The organism is Paenisporosarcina sp. P4_B8, assembly GCF_056402175.1.
In genome coordinates, this window is sequence record NZ_JBFUHX010000018.1 from 29,072 (window position 1) to 48,894 (window position 19,823).

The 19,823-nt window shown below is 39.7% G+C and carries 18 protein-coding genes; 17 read left to right on the plus strand and 1 reads right to left on the minus strand.

Features of this window, described 5'->3' with window-relative positions; translation table 11 throughout:
* The first annotated feature begins 4 nt into the window (after positions 1-4).
* The 15 genes from AC1DSK_RS14670 to AC1DSK_RS14740 all read left to right on the plus strand — a co-directional run bounded on the left by AC1DSK_RS14670 (position 5) and on the right by AC1DSK_RS14740 (position 16,301).
* Positions 5-976 carry a carbohydrate ABC transporter permease gene (locus AC1DSK_RS14670; protein WP_477546395.1) on the plus strand — a complete coding sequence of 324 codons (972 nt, stop codon included), beginning with the start codon at positions 5-7 and terminating at the stop codon, positions 974-976.
* Complete coding sequence (locus AC1DSK_RS14675; protein WP_477598326.1) at positions 973-2,139, plus strand: exo-beta-N-acetylmuramidase NamZ family protein; 1,167 nt, start codon at positions 973-975, stop codon at positions 2,137-2,139. The genes AC1DSK_RS14670 and AC1DSK_RS14675 overlap by 4 nt, the downstream gene beginning before the upstream one ends.
* Before the next feature lie 12 nt (positions 2,140-2,151).
* A complete protein-coding gene (gene murQ, locus AC1DSK_RS14680) occupies positions 2,152-3,066 on the plus strand; it encodes an N-acetylmuramic acid 6-phosphate etherase (protein WP_477546397.1) in 915 nt (304 codons plus the stop codon).
* Positions 3,067-3,072: 6 nt separating this feature from the next.
* Positions 3,073-4,020 carry a GNAT family N-acetyltransferase gene (locus AC1DSK_RS14685; protein WP_477546398.1) on the plus strand — a complete coding sequence of 316 codons (948 nt, stop codon included), beginning with the start codon at positions 3,073-3,075 and terminating at the stop codon, positions 4,018-4,020.
* Positions 4,021-4,073: 53 nt separating this feature from the next.
* Positions 4,074-4,952, plus strand: coding sequence for a MurR/RpiR family transcriptional regulator (locus AC1DSK_RS14690; protein ID WP_477546399.1), 879 nt, complete (start codon positions 4,074-4,076; stop codon positions 4,950-4,952).
* Positions 4,953-4,981: 29 nt separating this feature from the next.
* Entirely contained in the window at positions 4,982-6,160 is a 1,179-nt protein-coding gene (gene nagA / locus AC1DSK_RS14695) for an N-acetylglucosamine-6-phosphate deacetylase (protein WP_477546400.1), read from the plus strand.
* Positions 6,141-6,872 (plus strand): glucosamine-6-phosphate deaminase, encoded by a 732-nt coding sequence (gene nagB / locus AC1DSK_RS14700; protein WP_477546401.1) that lies wholly within the window; start codon positions 6,141-6,143, stop codon positions 6,870-6,872. Before nagA ends, nagB begins: the two co-directional genes overlap by 20 nt.
* A gap of 36 nt (positions 6,873-6,908) precedes the next feature.
* Positions 6,909-8,006: an ABC transporter ATP-binding protein gene (locus tag AC1DSK_RS14705; protein ID WP_477546402.1), complete on the plus strand. Its 1,098-nt coding sequence runs from the start codon at positions 6,909-6,911 to the stop codon at positions 8,004-8,006.
* A 181-nt stretch (positions 8,007-8,187) separates the two neighbouring features.
* Entirely contained in the window at positions 8,188-9,600 is a 1,413-nt protein-coding gene (gene glcD / locus AC1DSK_RS14710) for a glycolate oxidase subunit GlcD (protein ID WP_477546403.1), read from the plus strand.
* Entirely contained in the window at positions 9,593-10,906 is a 1,314-nt protein-coding gene (locus AC1DSK_RS14715) for a (Fe-S)-binding protein (RefSeq protein ID WP_477546404.1), read from the plus strand. The genes glcD and AC1DSK_RS14715 overlap by 8 nt, the downstream gene beginning before the upstream one ends.
* Before the next feature lie 6 nt (positions 10,907-10,912).
* Positions 10,913-11,317 (plus strand): diguanylate cyclase domain-containing protein, encoded by a 405-nt coding sequence (locus AC1DSK_RS14720; protein ID WP_477546405.1) that lies wholly within the window; start codon positions 10,913-10,915, stop codon positions 11,315-11,317.
* Positions 11,318-11,848: 531 nt separating this feature from the next.
* Entirely contained in the window at positions 11,849-12,466 is a 618-nt protein-coding gene (gene pcp / locus AC1DSK_RS14725; RefSeq protein ID WP_477598329.1) for a pyroglutamyl-peptidase I, read from the plus strand.
* Positions 12,467-13,082: 616 nt separating this feature from the next.
* Complete coding sequence (locus AC1DSK_RS14730) at positions 13,083-13,826, plus strand: ABC transporter ATP-binding protein (RefSeq protein WP_477598332.1); 744 nt, start codon at positions 13,083-13,085, stop codon at positions 13,824-13,826.
* 1,379 nt (positions 13,827-15,205) lie between these two features.
* Complete coding sequence (locus AC1DSK_RS14735; protein ID WP_016428128.1) at positions 15,206-15,520, plus strand: hypothetical protein; 315 nt, start codon at positions 15,206-15,208, stop codon at positions 15,518-15,520.
* A gap of 526 nt (positions 15,521-16,046) precedes the next feature.
* Positions 16,047-16,301 (plus strand): hypothetical protein, encoded by a 255-nt coding sequence (locus AC1DSK_RS14740; RefSeq protein WP_477546468.1) that lies wholly within the window; start codon positions 16,047-16,049, stop codon positions 16,299-16,301.
* A gap of 347 nt (positions 16,302-16,648) precedes the next feature.
* Here AC1DSK_RS14740 and AC1DSK_RS14745 read toward each other — a convergent pair whose 3' ends face one another.
* Complete coding sequence (locus AC1DSK_RS14745) at positions 16,649-17,503, minus strand: dimethylarginine dimethylaminohydrolase family protein (protein WP_477546410.1); 855 nt, start codon at positions 17,501-17,503, stop codon at positions 16,649-16,651.
* Between the two features lie 177 nt (positions 17,504-17,680).
* On the opposite strand from AC1DSK_RS14745, the gene AC1DSK_RS14750 reads away from it, so the two are divergent.
* Together AC1DSK_RS14750 and AC1DSK_RS14755 are read left to right on the plus strand one after the other, a co-directional pair.
* The gene (locus tag AC1DSK_RS14750; protein WP_477546411.1) at positions 17,681-18,427 is read left to right on the plus strand and encodes a YqcI/YcgG family protein; all 747 of its coding nucleotides are present in this window, start codon (positions 17,681-17,683) and stop codon (positions 18,425-18,427) included.
* Between the two features lie 348 nt (positions 18,428-18,775).
* Positions 18,776-19,771 carry a YecA family protein gene (locus AC1DSK_RS14755; RefSeq protein WP_477546412.1) on the plus strand — a complete coding sequence of 332 codons (996 nt, stop codon included), beginning with the start codon at positions 18,776-18,778 and terminating at the stop codon, positions 19,769-19,771.
* The last annotated feature ends 52 nt before the right edge of the window (positions 19,772-19,823 follow it).

Here is a 19,823-nt window from a genome sequence, read left to right on the forward strand (position 1 = left end):
GACAATGAAGAAGAAACCGCTTGATAAAGTAAATAAATTGATTATATATGTGTTGCTGACAATCTTCGCAGTTGTGTCATTACTTCCCTTGTATTGGGTATTCTCGACTTCTCTGCAGTTAAGCAGTTACCAGTCGGAAGATATGGAACGTCCCGTTTCTTACGTCGATTCCAATCCACCAAAAATGTATCCGATGGGTATCCCACTTTACTTTGAACATTGGGGTGAAGCACGCGATGCCGCTAAGGCAGGAGATGCAAAGGAAGAAGCTTACCATCGTGACATGATGGATCATATCGTGGACAACACGTTCTCAAGTTACGAAAATTTATTCAAGAAAAATGATGTCGGGAAATGGTTCTTTAATAGTTTCTATATTGCTGTCGTCGTGACTTTGGGGATATTACTTCTTGATGCTATGGCTGGTTATGTACTTGCCAAGAAAAAGTTCCCAGGACGAAATTTGATTTTCTGGGTCATCATTTCAACGATGATGATTCCGGGGCAAGTGACACTTGTTCCATTGTTCATAATGGTTGGGAACCTGGATTTGATGAATACGCACTGGGCGTTAATTTTACCCGATTTATCAATGGTCTTCGGAGTATTCCTGATGAGACAGTTTATGTATTCCATTCCGGATGAGTTGCTGGAAGCGGCGAAAATGGATGGAGCGAGTGAGTGGCGGACGTTTTGGACCATTGTATTGCCATTGGCAAAACCGGGTCTTGCAGCACTTGGGATCTTCACTTTCATGAACGTCTGGAATTCGTTCTTGTGGCCGATTATCGTTTTGAATAGCTCTAAATTATATACATTGCCTGTAGGATTGAAAACCTTGCAGGATGCGAACCTGGCAAGCTTTAAGTTACTGATGAGCGGTGCGGCGGTTTCCGCCATTCCGATGATTATTGTCTTTATCCTCTTCCAGCGCTATTTCGTGAAAGGTTTGACACTGGGCGGAGTGAAGGAATGATGAACACTCAAGTAAGGCTTGGGCTCGAAATGTTTTTGGAACGACATGTGGCAGATGTGAAAGGTAAGCGTGTCGGATTGCTGACGAATCAAACAGGTGCCAATCGTGAGCTAGTCTCTACGATCCGGTTGTTTCATGAACATCCTGATATAAATCTGACGGCGCTGTATGCACCAGAACATGGGGTGAAGACGAATGCCAAAGAAGGCGAGAAGTTTTCGGACTTTGTCCACAGTGCTACAGGCGTGACGGTTTACAGTCTATACGGAAAATCGAAAAAACCGACGGATGCCATGATGGCTGAAGTCGATGTCATCGTGTTTGATATGCAAGATATTGGTGCCCGCTACTATACGTACATTTACACAATGGCGTATATGATGGAGGCTTGTGCGCGGACTGGTAAGAAAATGTTCGTTCTCGACCGCCCGAACCCAATTGGTGGCATTGAGGTGGAAGGGAACTTTATAGAGGCAGATTATACCTCGTTTGTCGGACTATACCCGATTCCGAATCGCCACGGCATGACTGTCGGCGAACTGGCTTCATATTTTAATGAAGAGTTTTCCATTCATTGTGATTTGGTTGTCGTTGAAATGGAAGGGTGGAAACGGGACAGTTTTATAACAGAAACGAATTTGCCGTGGATTCCACCATCTCCAAATACAACGGGACTCGATATGATGTTGCTATATCCCGGTACCTGTTTAATAGAGGGAACCAATTTATCTGAAGGTCGAGGAACGACACAACCATTTGAAATCATGGGTGCACCGTTCGTTGATGGAGAACAATTACAGGATGAAGTAAATGCACTCGGCCTAGCAGGTGTTCGAGCCCGAGCCCTTTCCTTTACACCGACCTATCAGAAGTTTACAGGTGAATTGTGTGAAGGCATCCAGTTGCATATTACCAATCGACAGACGTTCAAACCGCTTCATGTTTTTGTCCGTGTGTTGGCAGTTATCGCTCAACTGTATCCGAATAAGCTGAAGTTTTTGGAATACGGAAGTCTGAAGCATCCAATGTTTGACCTGCTATCAGGTAATGCACATTTACGTTTGGCATTGAAAGAAGGCACTGTAGAAAGTTATTTACAACAGTGTCACCGTGAAACCGAACAGTTTTTAATGAAAAGACAATCATACTTAAGATATAGATAGGAAGGCGGAGCGATGGAAAAATTATCACTTCTCACAACAGAAGAATTTAACCCGAAGTCACAGAGACTGGATGAAATGTCCATAAGAGAAATATTGAACACCATGAATGATGAAGATCAGACGATTGCACTCGCGGTCCATCGAGTGATCCCTGCCATTGAAGAAACGATAGAAAAAGTCGTAGCTGCCTTCAAAAATGGTGGCCGGCTCATCTATATTGGTGCAGGTACCAGTGGACGAATCGGTGTATTAGATGCAGTCGAATGTCCACCTACATTCAGTACGTCACCTGAACTTGTTCAGGCAGTTCTAGCTGGTGGAGAAGGAGCGATGTTCCAGGCAGTGGAAGGTGCAGAAGACGATGAACTACTTGGCGCTTCCGATCTTCAAAAACTTGATGTCACTGAAAATGATGTCATTATCGGCATCGCTGCGAGTGGCAGAACACCTTATGTCAAAGGTGCATTGATGTATGCGAATTCATGCAGCGCAACGACTGTCAGTCTTGCGAGCAATGAACACTCGACAATCAGTAACTATGCAGATATTAAAATTGAAGTCGTGACTGGTCCGGAAGTATTGACGGGTTCCACTCGTTTGCGTGCAGCTACAGCACATAAAATGATTCTAAATATGATTTCAACGGCATCCATGATCAAGACCGGTAAAGTATATAAAAATTTGATGGTTGATTTGAATGCCAGCAACTATAAATTGCGTGAACGCGCGAAACAAATGGTCCGCTCGATTACGGATGTCTCTTACAAAGAGGCAGAAGCAGTGTTGGAGAAAACGGAGTTCGATGTGAAACTGGCAATTGTCATGATTTTAACGAGTGTAGATAAATCACAAGCACAGCAACTCATTGCGCAGTCCGGCGGATTTGTACGAGACGCTGTGAAACTGGCGGAAATCAAGGAAGGATGATTGAAGGTGTACCGTACATTTCAAAATGGAGATGAAGTAGGCATTGTCGACTTGTGGAATGATGTTTTGCTGCATGATCCCATCAATCAGACTCGATTCCGCACTCAAGTCTTACTTGATGCGAATTTTGATTCACGTGGGTTATGGGTCGCGGAACAAGACGGCAAAATAGTAGGGGCAATCTTGGCGATTACGCGCAAGCTTCCAATGGAAGGAACCAACTTGGAAAGTGACAGTGGCTGGATTACGTTCTTTATGGTCCATCCAAGCGTTGAACGTCAAGGAATCGGCCATCAGTTAATGGAACATGCAACGGCGTATATCCGTGGCCAAGGCGCAGAAAAGGTTTTCTTTTCTTCCTATGCACCGAATTATTTTCTGCCAGGTATAGATGAAGTCAGGTATCTGAAGGGCTTTGAGTATTTGAAAAAAGAAGGCTTCCGCAGACTTTATTCTCCTGTTGCGATGCACCGTGCATTGACGGACTATGTTTATCCGCAAGAAGTAATAGTGCTGAAAGAGCAACGACAAAGTGAAGGTTATTCTTTTGGTAGCGTGCAGGACGGTGATTTCCCGGCAGTCATCCAATTTGCGAACAAGCACTTCAACCCGGACTGGGGTAGAGCCATCCGGGAAGGTGTGTTACAAGGAATCTCTCCATCTCAAATATTGGTTGCCAAAAAGCACAATCAAGTTGTTGGGTTTGCCATGTATGGTGGCTACGAACAAATACGTGAACGTTTCGGTCCTTTCGGTGTGGATGAAAGCGAACAAGGAAAAGGATTAGGTAAAATTTTATTACACGAAACTTTACATGTGATGAAACAGCAGACGATTCAGGGAGCCTGGTTTTTATGGACGAGTGAAACATCTGCAGCAGGTCATCTCTACTTGAAAAATGACTTTAAAACGTTCAGGACGTTCCATGTCATGCTAAAAGAGTTGACAAACTAGCAGCACCGTCAGATGATTCGATTATATTAGTAAGTGAAGAAGGGTTGATGGACATGGCAATATCAAGTGGTGGATTGGTGTTAGTAAATGAAATGCGACAAATGCTTCCTCCGTCAGAACAGAAGATTGCAGACTATATTTTGGCGAATCCAGAAAAAATCGTCAGTATGACTGTATCTGAACTCGGCGAAATGAGTCAGACGAGCGGAGCGGCAGTGACCAGACTATGCAAATCTTTGAAACTCAAAGGTTTCCAAGAGTTGAAACTTCGGATTAATGGAGATTTAGGTCGCAAAATTGAACTCACTAACCGTGATATTCAGCCAAACGAACCCGTTTCAACGACGATTCAGAAAGTGACGGAACATGCCGTTCAAACCTTGCTTGAAACAGCGGAATTATTGGATAGCAAACAGCTTGAAATGGCGGTGGATGCGATTGTGAATGCCAAAAACATTCACTTCTTCGGTGTTGGAGCCTCGGCAATTCCCGCTATTGACGCACAACAAAAATTATTGCGTATTCACAAAGCTTCCACAGTCAGCACTGATTTACATATGGGCGCAACCATCGTGGCAAATGCCAATCAAGATGATGTAGTAGTTGGCATTTCATTTTCTGGTTCAACATTTGAAGTGGAAAAAATCTTGGAGCTGGCAAATGAAAAAGGTGCAACGACCATCAGTTTAACGAAGTTTGGCCAATCACCGGTATCGGAAATTTCACAGATTCATTTAACGACTTCACCGACACGAGAAGCCAACTTCAGGAGTGGAGCGACATCTTCAAGGCTTGCCCAGTTGCATGTCATGGATATATTATTCATGTCTGTGGCTTCCAAGCAATACGATACGACGATCACATATCTGGATGCCACTCGGGAAGCGATTGAAGATATCCAAAAACAAACGTTTCGTAAAAAGAAAAAATAACGTTTTTCTATAAGAAGAAGGTGTTTGAAATGAATTCAATGCTCATACACAATATTCGAATCGCTTTACCAAATGGACAGCTGATGACTGGTGAAATCCTGATGGCTGATGGGAAGATCATACAGGTTTCTGAACTGCCGATTGATGGATTTTTAGGTGCTCGATTCGACGGCGAAAGCTGTATGGCGCTTCCTGGATTTATCGATCTTCATATACACGGCGCAATAGGTGCTGACTTTATGGATGGTGACAAGCGTGCATTTGAAACAATCGCCAGCTATTTACCACAAGAAGGAACGACTTCGTTTTTAGCGACGACACTGACTCAGTCTGTGCAGAACATACAACGTGCTGTGAGTAGCGGTGAAAGATTTATGGCAGGAGACTCTTCCATTCCAGCTAAGGGTGCAGAAATGCTGGGCTTCCATCTGGAAGGTCCTTTCATTCATCCGGATCAGGCTGGTGCACAGCCTTTGGAGTTTATCAGGGAACCTTCTACAAATTTATTGCATGGATGGTTTGGCGAACGGCTTGAGCATTTGAAAGTGGTTACGTTGGCACCTGAAAAAGACCTTGATTTTAAAGTCATTCACTATTTGACGGAGCAAGGCGTTATCTCTTCAGCGGGTCATACAACTGCAACCCATGAAGAAATTGAGCAAGCGACGCAACACGGATTAAGTCATTTAACGCATTTTTGCAATGCGATGAGTGGTCTCCATCATCGTGAAATCGGTGTAGTTGGAGCCGGATTACTGAACGATCAACTGTTTTGTGAAGTGATTGCGGACGGTATCCATATTTCCGACGATATGTTGAAGCTGATGCTGAAAGTAATCGGATCTGAACGCATCATTCTGATTACGGACTCCATGCGTGCAAAAGGCTTATCAGACGGCACTTATACATTGGCCGATCAACAAGTGGAAGTCATCGGGGCGAGGGCAACTTTGGCAAATGGAACATTAGCTGGCAGTGTGCTGAAAATGAATGATGGAATGAAGAAATTACAGAGTTTAGCTCATGTTTCGATGAAAGACATCATGAATATGACGTCTGTTAATGCCGCAAAGAGACTTGATGTGTACGAGCGAAAAGGGAGCATCGAAGTCGGAAAAGATGCCGATATCGTACTTGTGGACGATCAGTTCGATGTTCATTCTACATTTTGTATGGGGAGGATGAGTTATGCCCGTGATCACTTCTAAACAATTTCGTTGGATTGAAGTCGAAAATTATGCGGAAATGAGCCGGTTGGCAGCTACAATTTTTGAAGAGCAACTCCTTCAAAAACCAGACAGCGTATTGGGGTTAGCAACTGGGGGCAGTCCAATTGGATTTTACGAAGCACTTGTCAATCGGTATCAACAAGGCGGATTTTCCTTTAAGGAAGCACAGTCGTTTAACTTGGATGAATATGTAGGGATAGCGCCTTCCGAATCAACAAGTTACCACAGTTATATGGAAAAACAATTGTTCTCGCACATCGATATGCCGATTGAAAACAGGCGCTTGCCAAATGGACTGGCTGAAAATATCCTTGCTGAATGTGAAAACTACGAGCAGGCGATCATTCAAAGTGGAGGCATTGATTTGCAACTGCTAGGAATCGGTGTCAACGGACATATTGGATTCAACGAACCCGGCACTTCATTCCAATCCAAAACACATGTCGTCGAACTGGCGGATGAGACGCGTGAAGAAAATTCGAAGTATTTCCCTTCTAAAGAAGAGGTACCTACGCACGCCATTACAATGGGAATCAACACGATTTTGCAAGCGAAACAAATTGTTCTGCTTGCATTTGGAGAACATAAATTAGAAGCAATCAAACGCTTGCGATTTGAAGGGATTACAGAAGATTTCCCGGCAAGCATTCTGAAGGAACATCCACATGTCACGGTACTGTTTGGCAAATAAGTATTTCTATTAAGGTGATTTGAGAGGAGACTTCGTATGGCAGAGTTGAAGTTAGTCAATTTGACGAAGGAATATGATAAAGGTGTAATCGCCGTAAAAGACTTTAATTTACATATCCAAGACAAAGAATTTATCGTATTTGTCGGACCATCGGGTTGTGGGAAATCAACGACCTTACGTATGATTGCAGGTCTGGAAGAAATTTCGGATGGTGATTTTGAAATTGATGGCAAACGTATGAATGATGTTGCGCCAAAAAATAGGGATATCGCGATGGTATTCCAAAACTATGCTCTTTATCCACATATGTCAGTCTATGAAAATATGGCATTCAGCCTAAAGCTTCGCAAAGTACCGAAAGATCAAATAGAAAAACAAGTAAATGAAGCAGCCAAAATCCTTGGCTTAGAAGATTATTTGAAACGCAAACCGAAAGCACTTTCTGGCGGACAACGCCAACGTGTAGCACTTGGCCGTGCCATTGTACGTGATGCGAAAGTCTTCTTGATGGATGAGCCCTTATCCAACCTGGACGCAAAGCTTCGCGTTCAAATGCGGGCAGAAATTCAAAAACTGCACCGACGTCTTCAAACGACAACCATTTATGTTACACATGATCAGACGGAAGCCATGACGATGGCAACGCGCCTTGTTGTCATGAAAGACGGTTATATTCAGCAAGTCGGCACTCCGAAACATGTATATGATTATCCAAACAATGTCTTTGTCGGTGGATTCATCGGATCTCCTGCTATGAACTTCTTCACAGGAACGTTGACAGCTGATGGACTATTGATTGGTGATACAAAAATTCATATTCCAAGTGACAAGCGTGCAGTGTTAAAGGAAAAAGGGTACGAAGGCAAAGAATTGATTTTAGGTGTGCGACCTGAAGATATTTATACGAATGCACAGGATATTGAATCAAATGCATCATCTACATTCCACGCAAAGATTGAAGTATCGGAACTTCTTGGTGCAGAAACGTATCTATATTCCAATTTGCATGGTTCAGACTTCATTGCCCGAATCGAATCAAACACAACCATCCAACCTCTAGATACCATTCAGTTGGCTTTTGATATGGAAAAAGCTCATTTCTTTGACGCTTCTACGGAAAATCGTATTTTTTAATCGACCGCCTGGCAAGGAAATTTGCCAGGTTTTGTTATATATATCAAAGGAGGAATTGGGCGAAAGGGAATAAACAGTGGTTGAAGAGGAATAAACACCTAGCGAGAGGGAACAAACGCAACTTAGGGGGAATATACTTATTCCCCCAACCTAATGATTTCAACTGAAAGGAGAACTAAACATGGACCCACGTGTACTGAAAAAACTAGAAGTCATCGTTTCTGCCCAGCATGTTCAAGCATCAAAGGCAGCCTTACTTGCCTACTCATATGATGCTACCCCTAACTTTCAATCATTGCCGGATGTTGTTGTAGCGCCAAGCAACGTACAAGAAGTACAAGCCATCGTTTCGTTATGTGCACAGGAAAGAATTCCAATCGTTCCGCGTGGCTCAGGAACCAATTTGGCTGCGGGAACGACACCTACTTCCGGCGGTCTCGTCATGTTATTTCACCGTATGAATCAAATCCTGGAATTGGACAAAGAGAATTTAACGATACGAGTTCAACCTGGCGTCATTACAGAACATATCCATAAGACGGTCGAACGTGAAGGATTCTTTTATCCGCCTGACCCTAGTTCCATGAAAATCTCCACAATTGGTGGTAATGTCAGTGAAAATTCTGGCGGCCTGCGCGGCTTGAAGTATGGCGTGACAAAAGATTATGTGATGGGCCTGGAAGTCGTATTGACAAATGGTCATGTACTGCGTACAGGGGGCAAACTTGCGAAGGACGTTGCCGGTTATGATGTTACGAGTTTGTTTGTGGGAGCTGAAGGCACGTTGGGCATTGTAACTGAAATTTTGTTGAAGTTAATCCCATTGCCGGAAACGAAACAAACGATGGTGGCCATTTTCCCGTCATTGGAAGAAGCGGGAAGTGCAGTATCCGCAATCATTGCCGAAAAAATCACACCGGTTACGCTGGAATTTATGGATAATGGCACGATCCGTGCAGTTGAGGCGCACGCTGGAATTGGTTTGCCTATAGAAGCTGAAGCGTTGTTACTGCTCGAACAGGACGGGACAGCAGGACAAGTGCTAACCGATATGACTTTAATGGCAGATGTCTGTAAAAAGCACGGAGCCATTAGTGTGCAACTGGCTCAAAATGAAGCGGAAGCTGAACAACTACGACTTGCGAGAAGAACGGCTCTATCTGCACTTGCTCGTATCCGTCCGACTACCATTCTGGAAGATGCGACTGTACCTCGATCAGAAATTGCAACAATGGTCCGGGAAATTCAGCGAATCGCCAAAAAATACGATGTATTGATTAGCACATTCGGTCATGCCGGTGACGGTAACTTGCATCCAACCTGTTTGACGGATGTACGAAATGCTGAAGAAATGCATCGAGTGGAAGCTGCATTTGCGGAAATTTTTGAAGTGGCAATTCGCCTTGGCGGTACAATCACCGGAGAACATGGGGTGGGGGAAATGAAGGCCCCTTATCTGGAATGGAAAATAGGCGCTTCAGGTATTGAAGTCATGAAGTCAATTAAAGCAGCATTCGATCCGGGCAATATAATGAATCCCGGAAAAATATTTGCTAAGGAAACGAAAAAAAGAGTGGTGCTTACTAATGGTTAGTGTGCCTGCAAACCCAATGCAACAAGCATTTGTCGAACAGGTAAGTGAGGAGAAGCTTCTTGACTGCATGAGATGTGGATTCTGTTTGCCAGCCTGTCCAACATACATACATAGTGGTTTCAATGAAGTCCACTCGCCTCGGGGCCGCATTGCTATCATGAAAGGCATACGCGACGGTATCGTTGAGTGGGACAGTTCAACTGAGGAAGCGATTGATCTTTGTTTAGGTTGTCGAGCTTGCGAACCAGCCTGTCCGGCAGGCGTTGAATATGGACATCTGCTCGAACAGACCAGAGCTGCGGTGCAGTCAGTGAAATCGTCTTCGATAAAGGAACAAGTCAGCCGAAAAGTGGCTTTTGATCATCTATTCAAAAACCAATCAGCAATGGTGGGTGCAACGAAACTGGTCAGAGCGTATCAAGCATCTGGATTGCAAAAAGCTGTTCGGAAAATTGGTTTCATGGAATTGTTTCCTCCAATGCTCAAAGAAATGGAAAAAGCGATGCCAATGATTCCAAAGCAAACGAAACGACAAGCCACAGTGACAGAGAGTAAGAATACCATACATGTTGCCTTCTTCACCGGCTGTTTGATGGATACGATGTTCCGTAAAACAAATGACAACACGATTCAATTGCTGGAAACGCTCGGATGCAAAATCGAGATTCCAAAAACTCAAGTTTGCTGTGGTGCGCTGCACGGACATAGTGGGGAACTGGAAAAAGCAAAATGGAATGCTCGCCGCAATATTGATGCGTTTGACCTTTCTAAGATTGATTTCATCGTGAACAATGCAGGTGGCTGCGGTGCCTTTTTAGCTGAGTATGGGCATTTGCTAGCAGAAGACTCGGAGTACGCCGATAGAGCAAGGGAATTCGATCGAAAAATCATTGATGTTTCCAGTTTACTGGTCAAGCTCGGAATAAATGAAAAGTTGAAGACTACTGTTCACGTAAAAAGCGATTTGATTACTTATCAGGACTCGTGCCATTTACGAAACGTAAATCGGGTAGTCCATGAACCACGTGAAGTCTTAAGAAGTATTCCTTCAGTTGACTATATTGAACTGCCTACATCAGGTCTTTGCTGTGGTTCTGCAGGTATTTATAACTTGTTGAACCAGGAAATGTCGTTGCGTATTCTGGATGATAAAATGATGGATGTTCAGAAAACCAAAGCTTCGATTATCATTACTACAAATCCAGGTTGTTTGTTGCAGATGCGCGCTGGTATTAATCGGGCGGGGATGAGTGAATTGGTAAGGGCTGAACATATTGTTGATTATTTAATTGAAGTATTAAATTAGAATCTAGTGCGTATCTCTAAGGAGAAACGCGAGAAGAATTTCGCCATTCTTTATTTGGATATGGACGACTTTAAGCGCATTAATGATGAACTAGGACATGCAAAGGGTGACATTGTACTGCAACAGTTTGCTGAACGAGTCAAGGCAAGTCTACGTGAGCAAGATATCCTAGCCCGTTTGGGAGGAGATGAATTTGCAATTCACTTAACGAATATTCGTGACAGAGACTCTATTCAGTCACTCGTTTACAGGGTACAAGAGGCAATTTCGAAAGCCTGGATCGTAAATAATCATTGTATCTATACGAGTTTTAGTATAGGAGTCGCTTATTATCCTGAAGATGGTCGAGCTTATAGTGATTTGCTTCAACACACTGACCACGAAATGTATAAACACAAGCAAAATACTTAATGCATGATCCCTTCACATGTTGTGAAGGGATTTTTTCGATTTAAAATATTACCCGTTTTGATAGGACTCTTTTGCTTAGTGGGAAAAATTGATCTTTTAGTTGGAAATGTAACTAACTGAATGAAAAAAAGCATCCGAAGTGGATGCTTATTGTGACTGGAATTTATGTGGGAAATTCATTGGCAACAGGTTAATTTCTTCTCATCATTTGATAAAAGAGAGAAGTAAACCGAGATTGAGAAGATGGCAAGATGCAGATTCGTGTAAGTAGAGATCTTCTTCCAGAAACATGTGATTTTTTTAATGGAAGCATTAAATTCTCCTTGCGAATATTCTCGTGATTGCTCACAAAATAGAATTATAGGGAAAAATAAAATGTAGAGTCAACAAAAAAATACCAATAGAGTGGTCTATCTATCTGGACTGAAATCGATAAAATTCCAAATAATATTATCCATAAATTGTTTGCTTTTCGAAATGAAAGAAGCTATACGGTACAATAAAATTACGGGAAAAGGAGGTTACTAGCTTATGAAGAAAACTTTGTTACTGACAGGTTTTGAACCCTTTTTAAAGTTCACGGTAAATCCAACTATGAAAATAGTGGAGGAATTAAACGGACAAACGATTGGAGATTATCAAATTGTAGGGAAAACGATGACGGTTGATTTTAAGTCATCAGGGGACCAATTAGTCGCTTTGATAGAAGAGTTACAGCCGGATGCAGTCATTTCATTGGGACTGGCAGGTGGTCGCTCAAAAATAACGCCAGAACGCATCGCGATCAATGTAAAAGATGGTGCTGCAGATAACGAAGGACATACACCTGTGGACGAACTTATTCAACCTGAAGGTCCCGCAGCCTACATATCCACGTTACCGATTCGAGGGATGGTAGAAAAATTAAACGAATCCGGGTTTCCTGCATCCATTTCAAATACTGCTGGTACATATTTGTGCAATAACGTGATGTACGAAGGACTTCATACAATTCATACAACCAACTTAAATATCCCATCCGGATTTATTCATATACCGGCTTCCCATGAATTGGCCATCCAACATGGAAATATCCCAAGCTGGTCGCACGAAGATTTGAAAAAGTCGATATCGATTTGCATTACAGTGCTAACCGAGAAATCTATTTAATCAAAACAAACACCATAGCGAAAAGCTATGGTGTTTGTTTTGTAATTGGATCTGTAAACATTAATGTTGTTATCTACATTTACACTAAGTTGCATGTTCCGCATGAGCCCACAAGTATGAAGACCACATACTTGTGGGTCTCATTCTTCACGCACTTTCGGCATGCAAGGCGTAATACACTCTCACGTTTTTTATTCAATAATCTAAGCATGCATATCATAGCCACTTGTGAAACGTAATCGTAATACCTACTATCTCTAATAACTAAATTTAGTGTAAAAAATGGGAAATTTATTTATAAAATTATGGAAAATAATGCTTTTTCGGAAAAAGTTTCTCAACTTAAATAAGTAGCCTTTTTTTTCTATAATAGTAAAATAAGTATATAGATTACAAAACGAGTAGCCATCAAGAATTTTTCCTATTTGTCATTTTACATTTCTCAGTTAAGTAAACAAAAAGCATTTTTTAAAGTTTTTTATAATAAATTTTAAATATTCCGAAATAAATTATTGACTAATTTTTCCTTTATGTTACATTAAAAAAAACCATTTTTTAACTTAAAATCGACTGATTACCAATAAATGGATTTTAATATGCCTGCGGGGGGTAAATAATGCTATCTCTTCAAAAAATTCACCATTCTTATGATAAAGAACAGCCAATTTTTAATGATATCAATTTGGAAATTAAGAGAGGAGAATTTGTAGCAATTGCTGGACCCAATGGATCAGGAAAAACCACCTTAATTAAACTGGTATGCAATTTACTGAAGCTACAAAAAGGTTCTATCACTTTCAATGGAACATCTCATACTTCTTTGTCTGTACAGAGTAAAACTGTCTATCTACCGAGTGACGATTATATTCCCGAATTTTTAACAGGTCGAGAGTATATTATGTTGATGTCCAAGTTATATAAAAAGAAAATAGACGAACAAAATTTACAAGTAATTTCATCTCACTTAAGCATGAATAAGAAACTTTCGGAGATGGTGGAATCCTATTCCCATGGAATGAAAAAAAAGCTTCAATTAATAAATGCTCTTTTGTTAAATCCTCCATTAATGATTATAGATGAAACCTTAAATGGCATTGATGTTGAGGCGAAAGAAATTATAAAAATTTTACTCAATGAGTATACGAAAAATGGTGGCACCATTATAATTTGTTCACATGATTTAGAGTTGATGCAGGAGATAAGTAATAGGGTGATTCTTTTATATAAAGGGGAAGTATATCTGGACGATCTCGTAAGTAATCTTACACAATCACTCTCAGATTCATTTAAAGAGTTGATGAATTTAGAGGAGGTGAAAAATGAGATCCGCACAAGTTTTCAATTTAGTACATCTGATTAGCTTATATTTCACCAGAAAGGTTTTTAACATCGGTCCTCTAAAAAGCAAAGCATTTAGGGTTATCTTTCTATTAGTCCTAGTAATGATGCTCGGTATTTTCACTTTTATGTTGTATTCATTCTTTAATCTAATTGGGAATGAAAACCTTGAAGTTCCACTTATCTTAAGAGTTTATAGTATGACAATCATGTTTTGGTCTTTAATTATTTTCATGTTTGTCAAAATACTTTTTATGAAGTCCAACAGTTTTCTTAAGATGACAACCACTCTTCCCGTAACGATGAATGAAAGAAATAGCGCACTTTTAATTTTTGAAACGGTGATTTCTATTATTTTAATCTCATTGTTGTCAAGTGCTGTTGTCCTTTCACTGATCCTTACATATGGAACTCAATTCATTTTGTTATTAATTAGCACAGTCTTCTTCTCTAGTATTATTACGTATTTAATCTTACAACTTATTAATAAAGTCATCGTCTTTATTCTCAATTTTTTCAACCTGAATCCTTTAAAAGACATCGTGACAATCTTTATTTTTAGCCTAGTGTTCTTCTTTTTATACCAAGATGCTAATTCTGTGGCAGAGTCTGTTGTATATGCATATCTCGACGAAAAGGATGTTGGATTTAATATTTTAATATCATGGTCGATTTTCTTTGAACGATTCGACTTTTGGATTATTTTGGTCACTTTTATTATATCGTTTTTACTTTTGAGTTTCTTGAATATCAAAATACCTGATAAAGCGTACATGTCTACGCAAAATTATTTGAAAATTGAATTATTTAAACGATTTAATAACCTATTGGTCTCCTATGTGTATAGTATTCTCAGGAAGAAAGATACCTTTAATTACATAGGTGTTTCGTATATCATCTTCCTCTATTTATTTATGGATAATAAAAGTGAATACTCATTATATGCACTTCTACCTTTGGCGTTTAATGGAATTTATCATTATGTAAATACCAATTCTATTAGAAAATTATGGTGGAAAACGAATTATACGGTTTGGAAAGACTACGTATTCCTTATTAGTAGTCAGATTTTATATATACTGTTCATTTCATTGCCATTGGTGATAATTGTATTGATTTTTAATACAAGTCTAACAACCAACTTTATGGCTTTAGCTTCTGTAACTGTTGCCGTTTTTTTATTCACACTGGTGGGTATCCTTTTTCCACCATACGATGATAATCCATTCTCTGTCATTATCAGTTTCGTAATTATTTTCACGATAATATGTGTTTTGGCGATAGGGATAGCAATACTTCAACTGTCTACTACTCAAAATTTTATATTTGTCGGTTTTATCTTTTTTGTAATTATATATTTTAGTATATTTGGCTTAAAAAAAATAAGGGAGGAAGTATAAGATGAAAAAAGTCTTTATAGGATTCAATGCATTTTTGGGGGCATTTGTCACAACTTTAGTAATTCTAGTTCTTTCATTTCTTTATATGTTGTTCAGTGAGGGCGGCAAATTAGGAAAGAGAACAGTTTACTTTGACACTCTTTTCTTCGATTCAGCCGATAAGGCTGATGGTTCCGTTTCTTTACACTTTGGAGTTGAAAATTATCTTCCAGCAATCCTTACAGTGATTATACTTACTATATTTTATATGATTGTTTTCTTCACTTATAAACTTTTACGACAAAAACAAATCCAACTTAAAAATAGCCATAATTAGGCCATGAAACAAGTCACAAAAACAGTAGAAGACATAAATCTTATGAATTTTTCATGGTTATTCCTTAAAATCAATAAACCACTGGTGATAATGATCATTGTAAGCATCTTATTACCAATGCCACTGTTTTTGAAACTAGAAGTTGCTTTTTTAACAGTCCAACAATTCACCTTGATTAGTTCGTTGCTTATTTCATTCATGCTGCATGAATACTTTCATATCTTATCATTTAAGATTTTGAAAAAAAAAGGTGCTGTGCGAATTGAGAGTACATTTTTGCGAATTTCGGTTATCCCTCTTTTTCACCTAAGTAACTATCAGATAGTGATGATGGCTATGATGGGACCGTTGATTTGTTTCACTATAGGGTTGATTCTTTTCATGACAGCTAGTTCTCAGTTAATGATGTATGTCTCTTATATTTTTCTTCTACACATAATCTTTCTCTTGCCTCCCTTTGGAGACGGGATGATGATTATTAAAGCATATCTCAGTTCTCAATTGAAAGGAGGTGAATAAATTGACAATGTCCATAAATAACACTTTACTCAGTATTTTGGTTTTTCTACAAACCATGAAGGTGAAAGCTATTAACTCTTTTCAAAAGCAAATGGTTAAAAGTGATGCTTGGTTTTTAATCTTTGCAGCAGTATTACTAGGTTTGGCATTTACTATTTTTGCAGGTCTAATGATTTGGTGTGTTGTGTATCAAGGCAAAAAATTCACAGGCAACTGGAAATGGTCCCAGTGGGGAGTCAGCGTTTGGGCTGAATGTGCATAAGAATTCTTTAGTCTGAGCCATAGAGAAGTAGTTACAAAAAAATCATGTCTTTATCATCACTTCATTCCATAATCCTAGGGTGAATGATTAACGGTGTATTGGATTTGAAACATAGGTTAGTAAATCACTTATATTCTTCTGCTGGAACAGAAGATATCAAATGACATTATAGAACTCATACTGTTCAACCGTTTCAATGATAACCACCATATAAACATATGATAAATGAAAGTGTTTCTTTAGGGTATTATATTGTATTAAACAAAAAGAATCCATTTTGAAGCAAGACTGATCAAAATGGATTCTTTTTATTGTGATTTAGTATGCAATTTTATAAAACTGCCACTTTATCCTCGTGCAATTGGCATAGTACAACATCTGAAAGATCCCCCAGATTTGATGATTTCTGAAAAGTCCACTTCAATTACTTTATAGCCTTGACTCCGCATTTTATTGTTTACTTGGGCGTTTATAGGCAAACTGAAAACTTTTTTATGTCCAATGGATAACACATTCGTACCCAGCGTAAATTGTTCTTCCTTACTTACTTCAATTAAATGATAGCGGTTTGTTAAAAATGATACAGTTTCCGCGTCCAGTGCTTGTGGGAATATTAATGCATCGGCGGGGGAAAGTATATTGAATACACAATCCAAGTGTAAATATTTAGGGTCAAATGGAATTGCAACGATTTCAAAATTCGGCAAATCGGAGCGAAGCTGTTCAATTGCTGAATTACATGTTCGATGACTAAGCCCTATATAGATTGTACTACCGTCAATGATGACATCTCCACCTTCAATATGGTTTTGAGATAATTTTTGGAAAGGTACATGATGTGTGTTTAACCACTTCTCTAGAACGGTTTCTTCCCCTTGTCGGATACTACTTGCCATTTCAGATACAAAGGTCTGATTGCCAAGAGTAAATCCGATATCCCGAGTAAAAACTTGTTCAGGATAAGAGGCATTAGCGGGCAGTGTAATGACGTCGACGCCTTCTGCACGCATTTTCGCAACAAAATCATGATGTTGGTTCAAAGCACGTTCAATATTGATATTTTCATCTTTATATTTTTTTTGAACATCGTTGATTATTTCATCAATCGACATAAATTGGGGTTCACAAACAATAACTTTTCGCAAAGTGTCATATTCACTTTGGCAACTCGTTTGAATAGAATCGGAACTTTCAATGCTCATCTTTCATCCTCCATGAAATTGTAATCGTTTCTTCTGTTATTCCCGTAACGGAAATAAATTAACATAAAAAGAAAGAAAAAATTTTTCAATGTTTAAATGAGATTGTTTCGAATCAAAGGTACAGGGTATTTGATTAATAAAATATGGCATTCATGCTATTTGGTGGAGGGAATTTGGATGATAAGAAAGGAACAGGCTCTATTGACAAAAGAGGATTTTTCCACACGATCGGATTTACCACAATGGTTACTCGATGAATATCAAACTTTTCATAATACAGTTACGGATAAAACTTTTCCCTGTTATTTCGGGATGAGTGGAGAGTTAAAAGGCGAATTGCGTTATGGCTATATCACACAGGACGATTGGTCAAATCTACCCAAAACGTTGGAAGGTTTTTTGGACTTGTTTAATAACCCTAAACATAAGCGTCATGGCTTATTTGTTTTTGTTGAACCATTTGAAGTCGAAGGCAAATTAGAGCAATACCGCAAACAATTTTGGGATATTCTTCAGTATTTACACGAAGTCGACCCAGTGGAATGGCCTGAAGATGCACCACTGAATCCAGCCCACCATTTATGGGATTTCCGTTTTCATGGGGAACCTATTTTTGTCTTTGGTAATGCTCCAGCTTACAAACAAAGAAAAACACGACATTTAGGTAACTCCATGGTGCTCGGTTTCCAGCCACGAAAAATATTCCAAGGGCTAGAAGGTACTGAAAAAGGGGGCATCATGTCCCGCGAAAAAGTACGCGAACGCGTAGAGGCATGGGACCACCTGCCAACGCATCCGGATATCAGCCATTTCGGTGATCCAGAGCATAATGAATGGAAACAATTCTTTATCGGAGACGACATTGAACCCATTAAAGGGAAATGTCCATTTAATCATAAAGCAATGACAACCGTTGAAAGTTAATTTAGTCATGCCTTTTGTTATTAGGTCAAGATTTGTTTGAATTTATTGAAACGAGAATAGAATGTACCTGAGCGAGAATAGTCGACAGGAAACCGCGAATAGAGAACCTGGATTCGCGAATAGAACTGAGGAAACCACGAATAGACAGAAAAATCATCAAAAAAGTGTCCAACTCTTGTTGTATGACCCTTTTGTTTACAGCTAATCCCTGTCAGCGTGCATATCTTAACGATAAATTTATCCATATCCGCGCTATTCCGTAAGTCCCACATCCTTCGTACCCTGTATTCATGCTGGATTGCATGTTACACTAGGGCGTAAACTTTATTAATCGAAGGACGTGTTTGAATGGTAGGACGTAATGATCCGTGTCCATGTGGAAGCGGGAAAAAATTTAAAAAATGTTGTGAACGCAATCAGGAGCCATCAATTGAAGCTGTTCGTTCGGAAGAGTTGGATAGAATGCTCCAATCATTTTATGACGAGTATCCCGAACGCAAGGATTTTCCAGCATTGCTAAGTGTAATTAAGGAATGGAAATCGAAGCTAGAGAAGTATTTGCTTGAAGAAATGATAGAAGCTATTGCAATCGATGAATTCTTCTTCCATCATAAACCAGAAATCTGGTTGAAATATGTTGAAAAGCAACAAAAGAAAGCGGTGCGACCATCTGTTATCAATGTTCTGGAGCATTGGAAAACGCCTTCCGTACTTTTGGGAGAAGTCGTAGAAGTAGCACAAGAGTTTATGAAAGTAAAAAATATCCTTACGAATGAAACACTTTATTTAAAACGTGAAAGTGAAAAGCCTGTTCCTGTTGGCGTGCATGTTTTCTGCTTCATGCTGCCGGATATCAGTTTAAAAGCCAATCACTTCTTGGCGGTTTCAAGCTTAATATTCCTCCCAACTGACCATCGGGATGTTATCAATACCTACGCACAATCAAATGCTGTCAGTACGAAGGAAGAGGCAGCCCACTTCTTGCAATCTCACCTCATCGATTTTTGGGAACTATTAGGGGCAAACGGTTACGCGGGCGGCGAATTTACCGATTTCGAAGCTGGTATCCTTCTTGAAGTAATGGATCGACTCGAGAAACAAAATCGTAATCCTAAGCAATTGTTGAACATCATCGAAGATTATTTGGTAACTAATCAACCGAATGCCAGAAAAGAAGCGGCCGTAGCTGCAGGTGCCATTCGATTTGGGCAAGAGCATCAATTGTTTGAAGGACCATATTGGAGCGTTAAAGAAATAGCTGAATGGTATGGAGTATCAACTCATTCATTAAATAAATATTATAAAGATATTAATGAGTTTTATTCAGTAACGTTAGCTAATTAATTTGTAAATCCCGCCTCTATTTACAATAGGGCGGGATTTTTTAAATTGCATC

What these genes read in the sequence shown, in the direction of transcription:
- AC1DSK_RS14735 (WP_016428128.1), top strand. Translation starts at nt 15,206, where the DNA reads ATGAAAAAAGTCTTTATAGGATTCAATGCATTTTTGGGGGCATTTGTC.
- AC1DSK_RS14675 (WP_477598326.1), top strand. Translation starts at nt 973, where the DNA reads ATGATGAACACTCAAGTAAGGCTTGGGCTCGAAATGTTTTTGGAACGA.
- nagB (WP_477546401.1), top strand. Translation starts at nt 6,141, where the DNA reads ATGCCCGTGATCACTTCTAAACAATTTCGTTGGATTGAAGTCGAAAAT.
- glcD (WP_477546403.1), top strand. Translation starts at nt 8,188, where the DNA reads ATGGACCCACGTGTACTGAAAAAACTAGAAGTCATCGTTTCTGCCCAG.
- AC1DSK_RS14745 (WP_477546410.1), bottom strand. Translation starts at nt 17,503, where the DNA reads ATGAGCATTGAAAGTTCCGATTCTATTCAAACGAGTTGCCAAAGTGAA.
- AC1DSK_RS14715 (WP_477546404.1), top strand. Translation starts at nt 9,593, where the DNA reads ATGGTTAGTGTGCCTGCAAACCCAATGCAACAAGCATTTGTCGAACAG.
- AC1DSK_RS14690 (WP_477546399.1), top strand. Translation starts at nt 4,074, where the DNA reads ATGGCAATATCAAGTGGTGGATTGGTGTTAGTAAATGAAATGCGACAA.
- AC1DSK_RS14755 (WP_477546412.1), top strand. Translation starts at nt 18,776, where the DNA reads ATGGTAGGACGTAATGATCCGTGTCCATGTGGAAGCGGGAAAAAATTT.
- AC1DSK_RS14750 (WP_477546411.1), top strand. Translation starts at nt 17,681, where the DNA reads ATGATAAGAAAGGAACAGGCTCTATTGACAAAAGAGGATTTTTCCACA.
- AC1DSK_RS14740 (WP_477546468.1), top strand. Translation starts at nt 16,047, where the DNA reads ATGTCCATAAATAACACTTTACTCAGTATTTTGGTTTTTCTACAAACC.
- AC1DSK_RS14705 (WP_477546402.1), top strand. Translation starts at nt 6,909, where the DNA reads ATGGCAGAGTTGAAGTTAGTCAATTTGACGAAGGAATATGATAAAGGT.
- murQ (WP_477546397.1), top strand. Translation starts at nt 2,152, where the DNA reads ATGGAAAAATTATCACTTCTCACAACAGAAGAATTTAACCCGAAGTCA.
- AC1DSK_RS14670 (WP_477546395.1), top strand. Translation starts at nt 5, where the DNA reads ATGAAGAAGAAACCGCTTGATAAAGTAAATAAATTGATTATATATGTG.
- nagA (WP_477546400.1), top strand. Translation starts at nt 4,982, where the DNA reads ATGAATTCAATGCTCATACACAATATTCGAATCGCTTTACCAAATGGA.
- AC1DSK_RS14730 (WP_477598332.1), top strand. Translation starts at nt 13,083, where the DNA reads ATGCTATCTCTTCAAAAAATTCACCATTCTTATGATAAAGAACAGCCA.
- pcp (WP_477598329.1), top strand. Translation starts at nt 11,849, where the DNA reads ATGAAGAAAACTTTGTTACTGACAGGTTTTGAACCCTTTTTAAAGTTC.